Annotated in this window: 10 protein-coding genes and 1 riboswitch; of the genes, 8 read left to right on the top strand and 2 right to left on the bottom strand. The window is 43.9% G+C overall.

Features of this window, described 5'->3' with window-relative positions:
- From ABDW16_RS22460 to ABDW16_RS22435, 6 genes are all read left to right on the top strand, one after another.
- A partial coding sequence (locus tag ABDW16_RS22460) for an efflux RND transporter periplasmic adaptor subunit (RefSeq protein WP_343672876.1) occupies window positions 1-893 on the top strand: 893 nt, incomplete at its 5' end.
- 28 nt (window positions 894-921) lie between these two features.
- Window positions 922-2,133, top strand: coding sequence for an efflux RND transporter periplasmic adaptor subunit (locus tag ABDW16_RS22455; RefSeq protein ID WP_343672874.1), 1,212 nt, complete (start codon window positions 922-924; stop codon window positions 2,131-2,133).
- Window positions 2,134-2,185: 52 nt separating this feature from the next.
- Window positions 2,186-4,351, top strand: a complete 2,166-nt coding sequence (locus ABDW16_RS22450) for a heavy metal translocating P-type ATPase (protein WP_343672872.1) — start codon at window positions 2,186-2,188, stop codon at window positions 4,349-4,351.
- A gap of 49 nt (window positions 4,352-4,400) precedes the next feature.
- Window positions 4,401-4,937 (top strand): DUF3347 domain-containing protein, encoded by a 537-nt coding sequence (locus ABDW16_RS22445; RefSeq protein WP_343672870.1) that lies wholly within the window; start codon window positions 4,401-4,403, stop codon window positions 4,935-4,937.
- 1 nt (window position 4,938) lies between these two features.
- Window positions 4,939-5,376: a heme-binding domain-containing protein gene (locus ABDW16_RS22440; protein ID WP_343672868.1), complete on the top strand. Its 438-nt coding sequence runs from the start codon at window positions 4,939-4,941 to the stop codon at window positions 5,374-5,376.
- Window positions 5,377-5,388: 12 nt separating this feature from the next.
- Window positions 5,389-5,829, top strand: coding sequence for a DUF3347 domain-containing protein (locus ABDW16_RS22435; RefSeq protein WP_343672866.1), 441 nt, complete (start codon window positions 5,389-5,391; stop codon window positions 5,827-5,829).
- Window positions 5,830-5,908: 79 nt separating this feature from the next.
- Here ABDW16_RS22435 and ABDW16_RS22430 read toward each other — a convergent pair whose 3' ends face one another.
- A complete protein-coding gene (locus tag ABDW16_RS22430; protein WP_343672865.1) occupies window positions 5,909-7,162 on the bottom strand; it encodes a hypothetical protein in 1,254 nt (417 codons plus the stop codon).
- 89 nt (window positions 7,163-7,251) lie between these two features.
- Window positions 7,252-8,607: a hypothetical protein gene (locus ABDW16_RS22425; RefSeq protein WP_343672864.1), complete on the bottom strand. Its 1,356-nt coding sequence runs from the start codon at window positions 8,605-8,607 to the stop codon at window positions 7,252-7,254.
- Between the two features lie 343 nt (window positions 8,608-8,950).
- On the opposite strand from ABDW16_RS22425, the gene ABDW16_RS22420 reads away from it, so the two are divergent.
- Together ABDW16_RS22420 and ABDW16_RS22415 are read left to right on the top strand one after the other, a co-directional pair.
- Window positions 8,951-10,588, top strand: coding sequence for an alpha-L-fucosidase (locus ABDW16_RS22420; protein WP_343672862.1), 1,638 nt, complete (start codon window positions 8,951-8,953; stop codon window positions 10,586-10,588).
- 410 nt (window positions 10,589-10,998) lie between these two features.
- Window positions 10,999-11,190, top strand: a riboswitch (cobalamin riboswitch).
- A 110-nt stretch (window positions 11,191-11,300) separates the two neighbouring features.
- On the top strand, window positions 11,301-13,535 hold the full coding sequence (locus ABDW16_RS22415) for a TonB-dependent receptor (protein ID WP_343672860.1): 2,235 nt from the start codon (window positions 11,301-11,303) through the stop codon (window positions 13,533-13,535).
- The last annotated feature ends 51 nt before the right edge of the window (window positions 13,536-13,586 follow it).

Below are 13,586 nucleotides of genomic sequence, written 5' to 3'. Positions count from 1 at the left end.
CTTACGATACCCGGGCGATAGGGAGCATAGCAGCGCGTGTATCGGGCAGAATTGAAAAGCTATATATCCGTAGCCGCTTTCAGCGGGTGAAAAAAGGGCAACGGATAATGGATGTGTATAGCCCGGAGATACTGACAGCAGAGGAGAATTTAGTGATGTTGCTGAATAATGACCCCACTAATGAAATTTTAATTACAGCTGCAAAGCAAAAATTGTTATTGCTGGGCATGTCATCTCAGCAATTACAGGAAGTGACAGGAAAAAGAAAGCCGGTATTTACGATGTCTGTTTTTAGCAATTATGATGGGTATATAAAAGATAATGAGGCTACGGATAAAATGAGTTTACAGTCGCAACTTACAGCAGAGCTATCTATAAAAGAAGGCATGTATATAGAAAAGGGTCAGTCCCTATTTAATGTGTATGATCCTGCAAAAGCCTGGGTATTGCTGAATATCTATCCAGAGGCTGTGAGCCTGGTACAGAAGGGGCAGGAGGTAACCGTGGTGCCGGAAGTGAACAGGGACAAGGTGATCAATGCAAAAATTGATTTCATTGAACCATTTTATCGTACAGGCAACAAAACGGTTACGGCCAGGGTTTATTTTGATAATAGCAGGTATAATATTCCTATAGGTACCTCGGTAGCTGCTACTTTAAGTGGAATGTCGGGGGCTGCGGACTGGTTGCCTGCCTCGGCAGTGGTATCCCTGGGGCTGGATAAGGTGGTATTTGTTAAATCGGACGACGCATTTGAAGCCCGGAAGATAAATACAGGTATTGTAATGGATGATAAGGTACAGGTGGTGAGTGGATTGACACCACATGATTTGGTGGCAGAAAATGCGCAGTACCTGATGGACAGTGAGAGCTTTATAAAATTAAAGAAATGAGGTTGTTTCAAAATTAAATGGGATAAGTATGAAATTATATATTTCAATAATGGCCATGTTCCTGGTTGCTGTATCCTGCAAGCAGGACCGGCATAAGTTGGCCGATCATAGTATGGATACCAGTCATGTACTTTACACCTGTTCCATGCATCCCCAGGTGGTCTCTGACAAACCGGGCAAATGCCCGATATGTCACATGGATCTCGTGCCTTTTACAAAAAATAATAACGATACGCTCCAGTTAAGCGGGCAACAAATTCAGTTAGGCAACATACATACTGACACAATAAAGGTAGGGAGTATGGCCGACCAGATTGTAAGAACAGGAGTATTGAACTTTGACCAGGATCAAAAGATGGCTGTCAGTGCCAGGGTAGGAGGCCGGCTTGAAAAATTGTACTACAAAAATGTGGGCGATTATGTAAAAAAAGGATCTCCGCTATTTGATATTTATAGTGAAGACCTGAACAATGCCAAACAGGAATACCTGCTGGCGCTGGAAAAGGATCAGTCATTTAATAACGGTTCGGCGATCGATGTGAAACAATTAGTGCAAAGCGGGAGAAATAAACTATTACTATGGGGTATGACAGAGAGGCAAATAAATCAGCTGGCAGCAGATAGGAAAAGTTCACCTGTAACTACGTTTTATAGCCCTGTTTCAGGGTATGTGACAGCTGTGGACATCATTGAAGGTGGATATGCCATGGACGGGGAATCAGTGGTTAAATTAGCAGCGCTGTCAACCCTTTGGGCAGAGGCCCAGGTTTATACCTACCAACTATCAGACATTGCTCCAAATAGCCTGGCTACGGTGAGAATTCCTGATGTGGGGGATCTTGAAATAGCGGGTAAAATTGCATTTGTAAACCCGGAGATCGATCCGTCAACGAAAATAAATCTTGTAAGGGTCTCAATTCCTAATAAGGAAAATTTGTTAAAGCCAGGTATGCCGGTGTATGTAATATTTCATGCGCCGAAGCATGCGTCATTTTCATTACCGGTTGATGCGGTGCTACGGGATGGGAAGAAGGCGACTGTGTGGGTGCAGGTTGGACAGGGTAGATTTCAGAACAGGATGGTAGAAACTGGTTTGGAAACGGATGGGCGGATTGAGATTATTGCAGGAATAGCGGAAGGAGATATTGTGGTCACGTCTGGTGCTTACCTGCTCAATAGTGAATATATTTTCAAAAATGGAGCGGACCCGATGGCAGGGCATGATATGAGCAAGATGTAGTTCCTGTTTCAATTTTTTTGTGCATAAGATTTGTACTATAAAACAATAAAATATGGCAAAGTATACCTGTCCCATGCACCCACAGGTGATAAAGCACGCCCCTGGTAAATGTCCGTTATGCGGAATGGATCTGGTGCCATTAGGCAATGCGCATGATAAGGATGATGAGCATGATGCGCATGGTAGGCATGATGCAAATGATAGGCATGTTGATCATGATGCGCATGTTGATCATCAGCCACACCATGACCATAAAGAAGGTGGATACGACAAGCATGCCGGCCACCATACCAGTGATTTTCTGAAGCGTTTTTGGGTTAGCCTGATCATCACAATCCCCATTTTACTGTTATCTCATATGATACAGCAGTGGCTGGGTTTCCACTTTACCTTCCCGGGTAGCAGCTATGTCTTACTGGTATTGGGCTTCATCATATTTATTTATGGTGGTATGCCTTTCCTGAAAGGGATGGCTGGCGAAATAAAAGCAAAAGCCATCGGGATGATGACATTGGTTGCCATTGCCATTTCGGTAGCCTTTATTTATTCTGTAGCCGTAATATTTGGTCTGAAAGGAATGGATTTTTTCTGGGAGCTGGCTACCTTAATCGACATTATGTTGTTGGGCCATTGGCTTGAAATGCGTTCTCAAATGGCTGCTACCAGGGCCCTTCAAAGCCTGGTGGCCTTACTCCCCGGCAATGTGACAGTAGAACGTGATGGTCAGGCCATCCAGATAAAATTGGAAGAACTGAAAAATGAAGATATCGTCATCATCCGGCCCGGGGAAAAAATTCCTGCAGATGGGTTGGTGTTAGAAGGAAGTTCCTACGTAAACGAAAGTATGCTGACGGGCGAAAGTGTACCGGTAAAAAAGGAAACGAATGCCAGGGTAATTGCAGGAGCTATAAATGGGGATGGTGCACTGAAGGTAAAGGCTACAGGCGTGGGGCAGGATAGCTACCTGAGTAAAGTCATCAACCTGGTACAGGAAGCCCAGGCAGCCAAGTCTGGCACCCAAAACCTGGCAGATAAGGTTGCCGGATGGCTGACCTTTATAGCAATCGGTGTAGGTATTGGTACTTTCATCTATTGGCTGAGCATAAGTGGCAATATTGCATTTGCACTTGAAAGGATGGTGACCGTGATGGTTACGGCCTGTCCCCATGCATTGGGAGTGGCTATTCCGCTGGTAGTTGCTATTTCTACTACCATATCCGCTACCAATGGTTTATTGATCCGTAACCGCACGGCATTTGAGTTGACCCGCAAATTATCTGTAGTCATATTTGATAAGACGGGTACACTTACAAAAGGAGCACATGCTGTAGAGAAAATCATTCCCCTGGGCAAGCAATATTCAGCAGATGATTTGCTGCAATATGCAGCGGCGGTACAGCAAAATTCAGAGCATCACATTGCTAAAGGCATCATCCGAAAATTGAAGGACAAAAAGCTGGAGTTATGGAAGTCCCGGGATTTCAACTATATGCAGGGCATGGGGGTTACAGCCATCGTAAACGATAAGAAAGTGACGGCAGCAGGTCCTAATTATTTTAAGAACAACCACCTTTCCCAGCCTGAGATCCCTGCTGACATCGATCAGGGTACAGAGACGGTCATTTTTATAATGATCGGTGAGGAAGTAGTAGGTATAATATCGCTGGCAGATAGTCTCCGGGATGGGGCCAAACAGGCCATCCAGGACCTGCGCGATATGAACATTCAGTCATTCCTGCTCACTGGCGACAATGAACAGGTGGCGGCGGCTGTTGCCGGTCAGTTGGGGATGGATGGTTACCTGGCCAATGTATTGCCGCACAATAAGCAGGAAAAGGTAAAGGCATTCCAGGACAAAGGGGAAGTGGTGGCCATGACCGGTGATGGCGTAAATGATGCCCCGGCACTTGCACAGGCAGATGTTGGTATTGCAGTTGGTTCAGGCACTGACGTGGCCGCGGAGACAGCCGATATTATCCTGGTGAATAGTGATCCGGGGGATATAATCCGGCTTATTGGTTTTGGAAAAAGGACCTATCGAAAAATGATTCAGAACATTATCTGGGCGGTAGGCTACAATATAGTGGCCATACCGCTTTCAGCAGGTATACTATACCCGAAGTTTTTGCTCAGTCCCGCTGTCGGGGCAATATTAATGAGTGTCAGTACAATCGTGGTAGCCATCAATGCCACATTATTAAAAATTAAAAAAAGTTAAACTTAAAATGAACGCGATTTCTAAATTATCAGTTGCCATAATAATGATCATGGCCGTTGCCTGTAACCAGGGATCTCAACATGCAAATGGGGAAGCAGATCAGGCTACCCGGAATGAGGAAGGTAGTAAACCCGCTTCAGCGGTTCCGGCCAGTGGTTTTTCCATTGCGCCGATTGTGAAAAGTTACCTGGCATTAAAAAATGCGCTGGCTGCTGGTAATGATGTAGCAGCTGCAAATGCAGGGAAAGAATTACTCGGTAACTTCAATAGCGTCGATATGGCTGCAATACCGGCAGATAAACACAAAGCCTACATGGATATTGTGGACGATGCAAAAGTAAATGCAGAGCATATTAGTGCCAATGCAGGTAAGATTGAACACCAGCGTGAGCATTTTGCTGTACTTAGCAATGAAGTGAATGACCTGGTACAGTTATTTAACGCTCCACAGAAACTCTACCTGGACAGCTGCCCAATGTATGACAATGGTAAGGGGGCGATCTGGCTCAGCGAAACCAGTGAAATTAAGAACCCTTACTTCGGGGGTAAAATGTCTACCTGCGGCTCGGTGAAAAAGGAATATTAGCATGAAGAAAATCATCGTTGCTTTACTGGTTATACTGGTACTTATGCAGTTTTATCAACCTGCTCCCAATAAAGACAATGGGCAGGTAGGTGACAATGATTTTGTTAAAATGTATAACATGCCTCTCAAAATTGGAGAGATACTGAAGATATCATGTTATGATTGTCACAGTAACAATACCCATTATCTCTGGTATGATTATATACAGCCGGGGAGAATGCTGGTGGAAAGGCATATTGCAGCAGCAAAAAAAGAATTGAATTTTAGTGAGTGGGGAACCTATTCCAGTCGAAAGCAGCAGCGATTACTTTCCGATATTAAAAACCAGGTAAAGAAAGGTGAAATGCCTTTGCGTTCTTATACCTTGTTACACACTCAGGCAAAACTGAAAGATGACCAGGTGAAAGTTATCGTCTCCTGGATTGAACAACAACAATAAAAATTAAAAAACATGAAAAGGATTATTTTTGTAATGATGGTTATGTTGGGTAGTTATACAGCATTTGGCCAGCACACGAACAAACTGGTGAATGATTATATCGTTATTAAAAACGCGTTGGTAAGCGGTGATAGTAAAGCTGTATCAAAAGCCGTGGCTTCATTTCAACAGACGCTGAAAGAAGAAGGTAATTTTTCCGGCAAGGATGTATTGGTGAAGGCGACAGATAATATGGCGAAGGCTACAGCTATTGAAAAACAAAGGGATGGATTTAATGAAGTATCGACCAGTTTGTGGGCAGTGGTTAAAGGTGGTGATAAGGTGGATATGACTGTTTATTACCAATATTGTCCCATGAAAAAGGCGTATTGGATCAGTGAGACTCAGGCTATCAAAAATCCTTATTATGGAGCTGGAATGCTTACTTGTGGGAAGGTAGTGGAGACGAGATAATGATCATCTTATAGTTCCCGGAGCCAGGGGTAAGTGCGGGTATTTGTTTACGATGTGACGGTCCTTGTTTCCGGGAACATTAAGTTGAAACAGTCTTTGCTATTTTCCCCATAATATGGTGGCTGTCTCCAAATTTACACAGCATATCGCAGTATTGTTTCAGATCAGAAAATAAGATGTATTTAATAGCAATATTATTCGCTCTAATGGCTGGTCTGCTCAGTTGCAGCTTTACTTCTTTTTCCCGCTTATCCGGAACAACCAGGTAAAACACCTCATCGCCATCGGCAATGGTATAGCCTAAGTCAGTAAGCCGTAAAATACCGGAATAGATACTGGTACTTTTCTCAACTTCAAAAGCAGCTATGACATTATTGGTCCCTTTTTGGAACCAGATCACATCTATCAGTTGAATAGTATTCAATACCTCCCGTTCGCAGTTCATGGCAGGAAATGAAGGCATACTAATGAAAGAAAAGCTCTGCCCCTGACAGCTTTTGGAACGGTCATTAGCGGCAGCTATTACATTATACCCGAGGGCATTACCGATTTTCAGCAGATGATACTGCATTTCAGTATGCAGACCGTCTTCTTCTTTTTCTTCTTTTACTTCCTTGTGGCGCTTCTCTATAGCTTTTTCCAGCTTGCGCCGCTCTTCCTCAGACAAATATTCATCTGTACCCAGGATCAGTTTTTGAGTACCAATCTCAAACAGCATTCCTGCAATAGCGCCCAGGTCCAATGACAATTCAGTACGGTATTGGTTATTCGTATCTACGATGACCTCCCTCAGTTTCAAATACTCGCTCCAGCTGCCCAATTTTTTATTGTCTTTGAAAAGAAAATTAAAACCGTTTATGATAGCTGTATTGAAAGGTGGGATAATAGTAGGGTGCAGAAAATATAGAATACTTGCAACGGCGGGTCCCAGCCCTTTTATTTTCAGGGTGTCCAGGTGAATGATTTCCCGGAGGATCTGTTCTTCAGTCTTTGCATTCAAACAATTCTCCAGGAATTGCCCAAACGCCTGTTTATTGGCTTCATTTTCGTAAATATCCGGTATACGGAGTTTAGGCTTCCAGTAAAAGGGATGAGCGGCACCTTCAAACACCTGTTTCTGTTCTGTAATGCAGGTCAATACAAATTCAAGGGAGGACCCTTTAAAATCATTAGGGAAGTTTTTGTTCTTTATGTCTTCTACTACCTGCTGTACCCCTCTGCGGATGGAACGGAACGCTTTTAACCGTTCTTCATTGCTGATAAACCATGTATTATATACAGATTCTTTATCTGCTTTATATTGTTGAATGATTGGAGTAAGGGAATTGCTCATTTTTTAGCTGCACTGGTAAGTTTAATCGTACCAAACAGCGTATTAATGTACTTATTTTCCTGAACATTTATCAAATCAAACTTTTTTGACTACATCTTCATCAGCGAAGGATATATTCTTAAATATACCTGCAAGGCCATTGGGTTTTTGCCATATAGCGTATTGAGGGATGCCTGCGTATGATAAATACTCCATTGTATGCCTCCGGCTACTTTAGTGTGTTTTAGTTCAAAGAGGTCATAATTGCTGCCCAATGTAAATGCATGAATGCTAAATATATCATGGTCTTCAAACATTGGTGCAAGCACCAGTTCTTCTCCTGACTTTTCAGTGAATTCGTATCTTGTATATACAGCCAGCCGGTTTTTTCTCCAGGCCCCTTCTGCCATAAAAGCATTTTCACCTTTATATTCCTTTTGTTTGTTCATACCCCAGAGTACTGTTGCATTGATGTTGTTGCCATTACCCATGTCAATGCTGTATATAGCTGACGCCGTAGTTTTATGAATATTCTCATCAGGATGGAGCTCCTCAGGGCTTTTTACATAGCCGTGAGAAAACTGTAAGGCCCAATTATCTGATGGATTAAAAGAAAATCTCCCACTCCAGGAATTAAATCGTGGTTTATCAAAATTATACCGATCCTCATTCGGTTCCCTGCCGGTGAACGACGAGCCCTCCAGTTTAAATTTGTTGTATCGAACCCCTACCGTAACCACACCAAAGGTGATATGGGTGGCATCGACCCAATGGTGTGAAATGGGCGAGTTAGGATTGTCAAGAGCAGAAGGCCGGTGCATAAATGTAACAGGTCCTAGTGCCGGTTCGCCAGGGTAAGCGAGATAAATGAAAGCATCCATCTTTTTTGAAAATGCATAGGAGTAGCTAACGGATAATTCGGAGAAAAGATCATGGGGGTGCTGCCGGTCAACGAGGGGTTGGCCTTTATAGCTTTCTCCGGTTTGAAATAATAAAGGATAACCTCTTCTGCCCTCTATGAGTGGATCAAGGGAAAACATGGAACTAAAGTGAAAAAGACCATTTTGCCCTATTCTGCGCTGGCCCATGAACATAAACCATGTGGGTGCATCAAACCGGTCATCTCCTCTTACTCCCTTATTTGTAAAGTCCTGGTTGTTGTACCTGATAAAAATGCTTCCATGTAACATGTACATCCAGTTATTAGTGTGGATCATATAGCCATACATTGGTGAAGCATCGGGCAACCATCCTGTGCCTGATCCATTCCTGTTCATGGGCAGGTGTAACGAAAATGCATGGCTCATGGGAGGCATATCCATCCCCATTTCATGTTGCATCGGGGTGTCCCTGCGAGACTGCATGGAGTCTTTTTTCGCCGGCATGTGGTGTTCATGTTGCGAAAAGGCTGGTAGCCAGGCATAACACATGACAACCAATATGACTATTTTTTGCATCTTATACATGCGTGAAATTTCTATGAAGAGGAGTCCTAAATATTATACCATAACAAATTGTATATTGCAATAAATGCTCGTTATGTTGTGGTAATCAATTTGTTAGATTGTCCTGGCGGACAATGCAATACTATTTTATATTGCAGAAGTGGGAATGTTTTTAGCGGGAGTAGATTCTACATTATGGGCAGTGAAAAATATAAAACTTGTTTAAATCACCTTCCAAAAATGAGTTGACATTTACTAACCGGAAAAATGCAAAAGAAAGTCTGATCTGTACAATGGGGAATCTTCAAAAATTATCCAATTTTATTTCAGATAGGATAATTTATGAACTAAAAAACATTTGCCGGTGAATAGAAGAACATTAATCAAACAAATGGGCATAGCGGGAGCAGCAATGCTGTTGCCCGGAAGATTACAGGCTTTTTCTGCAGGTGGGGAACGGATGATGAAGGGGCCATTTCAGCCCACATGGTCTTCGCTGGAACAATTTCGAACGCCCGGGTGGTTTCGCGACGCAAAGTTTGGTATATGGGCACATTGGGGGCCGCAATGCCAACCTGAAAGCGGAGATTGGTATGCGCGCCACATGTATATGGAAGGACACAGGCAGTATAATATTCATTTGAAGAAATACGGGCATCCCTCCGGATTTGGATTCAAGGATGTGATCCATGAATGGAAAGCAGAGAGCTGGGACCCGGATGCCCTGGTAGCGCTCTATAAACGGGCTGGTGCCAGATATTTCATTGCACTGGCCAACCATCATGATAATCTGGACCTTTATGACAGTAAATATCAGCCTGCCTGGAACAGTGTGCAGGTGGGGCCTAAAAAAGACCTTATGAGCGGATGGGTAAAGGCCGCCAGAAAACAGGGATTACATTTTGGCGTAAGTGTACATGCAGCACACGCCTGGAGCTGGATGGAAACTGCACAAAGAGCAGATAAGCAGGGACCATATGCCGGCATTCCGTATGATGGGAAGCGTACCAAAAAAGAGGGAAAAGGTACATGGTGGGATGGTTTGAATCCGCAGGATTTATATGCCCAGGATCATGCTTTGAGTGAAAACAGTTATGACAATGGAATGATCCATCGCCAGTGGAACTGGGGAAATGGGGTTTGCCCCCCTTCATCAGCCTACTGCGAAAAGTTTTATAACCGAACGGTGGACCTCATTAACAGTTATGATCCTGACCTGGTTTATTTTGATGACACAGCACTGCCGCTATGGCCGGTGAGTGATGCCGGGTTGCGTATTGCCGCTCATTTTTATAACCGGAGTCTGAAAACCCGAAAGTCACTGGAAGTGGTTATCAACGGTAAAATTCTGGATGAGCAGCAGCGCAAATGTATGGTTTGGGATATTGAACGGGGGCAAAGTAACAATATAGAGCCCTTACCCTGGCAAACGGATACCTGTATAGGCGATTGGCATTACGACAGGGAGATCTTCGAAAGAAAGGGTTATAAAAGCGCAAAAATGGTTATCCAGATGCTGGTAGACATTGTCAGTAAAAATGGGAACCTGCTATTGAATATCCCAATAAGGGGAAACGGCACTATTGATGCAGAGGAGCGAAAGATCGTGGAGGAAATAGGGCAGTGGATGTCTGTAAACGGAGACAGTATTTATGGTACCCGGCCCTGGAAAGTATTTGGCGAAGGCCCTTCACTGGAAAGTGCGGCGCCTTTAAATGCGCAGGGGTTCAATGAGGGGAAGGGGCGACCCTATACTGCGGCAGATATTAGGTTTGTAACTAAGGGCGATACGCTTTATGCTACCGTGATGGAATGGCCGGAAGATGGGAAGCTACTGATTAAGAGCCTTGCTGCAGGCAGCCTTCATTATCCCGGCACTATCAGCAAAGTTTCATTGCCCGGTGTAGCTTTGAAATTCAGCCGCAGTCCGGATGGATTGGAAGTAACATTGCCCCTGCAATCTGGTTTCCCATCCTATGCCGTGCCGCTGCAAATAAATTAATACGTTTAAGTGGAAGTATATCCTGCCAGGTTTTTCAGAAAGCCGGCAGGATTTTTTTATAGGGTGTAAGCATGGCCATCCCTGTAAATGCCTGGGGTTTGTCCCGTCATGCATTTAAAACCCCTGGCAAAATAACTCAGGCTATCAAACCCTGTTTGTCCGGCGATCTCCGCAAATGAATAATTAGATGTCAGGATTAAAAACTGCGCGCCAGATAGTTCCAACTCTCATTCAATTGTACATAGTCAGTATTCAGTAATGAGAAGGTAAATCGGTTCTTCATAAAAGTGGTAATTTATTGGCTGGTCTTTGAGGCAGGAAGGATTCCTTACCAATCCTATCAAGCCGCTATTCACCCCTGCAAATCCCTCCTTACCCACTAAACTGCCAGTTGGATAAATAATTTTTTATACATTTGCTTCGCTAATGGTTACCTCATTAATCAGGGTATTAAAAGGGAATCCGGTGCAATCCCGGAGCTATCCCCGTAGCTGTTACCTGAACCAGATTCCGGTTCTCCACTTTGCCACTGTCCTCCAGGGACGGGAAGGCCACCGGAATTTCAGGGAGCCAGAAGACCTGCCAATAGCAACACGTATCCATCAGTTTCGGGTGAAAATGGATGGCTATCTGATTAAACTTTCAAATACTTTCAGTTTCTAATGGAGTTATCAAAATAATTCCATAGGCTATACTTATACAACAAATTCTAATGAAATTATTCATCCCGCTTTTCTTATTAATGTTAATCACGCAATACTCCTATGGTCAGACAGGATATATTGCCGGGAAAATCATAGATCAGACCAGTCTTTTGCCAGTCAGCGGTGTTACCGTTGTAATTACGCCTGGCAACCTGACAGACATCTCTGACGAAGGCGGGCGTTTCTCATTCAAACAACCATCCGGACAGATAAAGTTCTCAGCCATCGGCTATGAAGAGAAAACCATTCATTCATCCGATATCAAAAAGGACCAGGCGATCGTACTTGTTCCCAAAACTACCCTGTTGTCTGACGTAGTAGTCTCAGCAGCCAATCCCAACCCTTACAAAGCCATTGGAGAAACCGATATCAAAACCCGTGGTATTACCAACTCACAGGAAGTGCTCCGCATCATTCCCGGGTTATTCATAGGCCAGCACCAGGGTGGTGGTAAGGCCGAACAAATCTTTGCCCGTGGCCTTGACAATGACCACGGCACCGACATCCGCCTTTCTGTAGATGGCATGGCAATCAATATGGTCTCTCATGCACATGGCCAGGGATATGCTGACAGCCACTTCATCATTCCCGAAACCATCGAAAGCACCACTTACAAAAAAGGTATGTACGATGCACAAAAGGGAGATCTGGCAGTGACCGGTTTCGCTGATTTTCATACTATTAATGCTATCACTAATAACCTATTCAGACTGGAAGGCGGGCAATACAATACATATCGTGTATTAGGTATGGTGAACCTGCTGGGCGAAAAGGCAAAGACCCATAACCAATCCTGGTATGCAGCATCGGAATACCGTTATAGCGACAGTTATTTCGATAACCCGCAGCATTTTAACAGGTTCAACTTCTTTACAAAATACCACGGGCAGTTGAATACCAACAACTGGTTCACATTGTCCGCCTCTACTTTATACAGCAAATGGAATGCATCCGGCCAGATCCCTGATTATGCTGTAACGGAAGGCATCACCGGCTTTTATGGAGAACTGGACCCGGATGAAGGCGGCAAGACCACGAGGACCAATGTAAACGCAGCATTACTGACTACCCTGAGCAATCATGATATGGTCAAAAACCAGTTATACTATACTCGCTATACATTTGACCTTTATTCCAACTTCACCTTTTACCTTGAAGATACTGTAAACGGTGATGAGATTCACCAGGCAGAAGGTCGTAACCTGGTTGGCTACAATGGCAGTTATGTACACGAAGGATACCTCGGCAATGCTAAAATTATAACAGACGCCGGCATCAATGCCCGCTACGACGGAACCCAAAATACAGAATTGTCACACGTAGCAAACCGCTATACACTGCTGGACCGGATCCAACTGGGAGACATTACGGAATTCAGTGCAGGAGCGTATGTCAACGAGACCCTTCAGTTCAGCCAACATTTCACCATGAATGCCGGATTACGATTCGATCAGTTCTTTTATAAATACAATAATAAGTTGGATTCAGTGGTATCCACAGCTAATAATAACACTGTCAGTCCTAAACTCAACTTTTACTACCAGCCCACGAAGAGCGCACAGGTTTATCTATTCCTTGGTAAAGGTTTTCACTCAAACGATACCAGGGTAGTGGTAACAGAAAAGAACGGGCCAACCTTACCTGCTGCATATGGTGCAGACCTGGGAACCGTACTGAAGCCAACGGGTAACCTGGTTATCAGTGGAGCGCTATGGTACAGTTACCTGCAAAAAGAATACGTCTATGCAGGAGATGGCGGGTCTGTAGAATTCAGTGGCAGGACTCGCAGGATAGGAGGGGATCTCTCTGTTCGTTATCAACCTATTTCGCCATTATATGTTGATGTGGATGTAAATTATGCCCGTGGTCGCTCATTAGATGACCCTAAAGGCGAAAACTATATCCCGCTGGCACCTGTATGGAGCAGCACAGGAGGTGTTGCCTATTCCTTTAAAAATGGGTTCAATGGCAGTCTTCGTTACCGCTGGTTGGGAAACCGACCGGCCAATGAAGATTATTCCCTTATAGCAAAGGGGTATTTTGTCAATGATATGGTAATAAACTATACGAAAAAGAAATTTGAAGTGGGAATTACTGTTAATAACCTCTTCAATGTGCAATGGAAAGAAACCCAGTTTGAAACAACAACAAGGTTGAAGGGGCAGGAAGCGGTAAATAGTATCGCTTTTACAGCGGGGAGTAAGTTTGCTGCCATTGCACATGTTAGTTATTTTTTCAGGTAGGAGGAACGGTAGTGGGAGGTATTTGCGCGTTTTTCAGTTTTAAATGCCGTG

Source organism: Chitinophaga sp. (assembly GCF_039596135.1).
Lineage (GTDB): Bacteria > Bacteroidota > Bacteroidia > Chitinophagales > Chitinophagaceae > Chitinophaga.
This window is presented reverse-complemented; position numbering and strand designations above follow the sequence as displayed.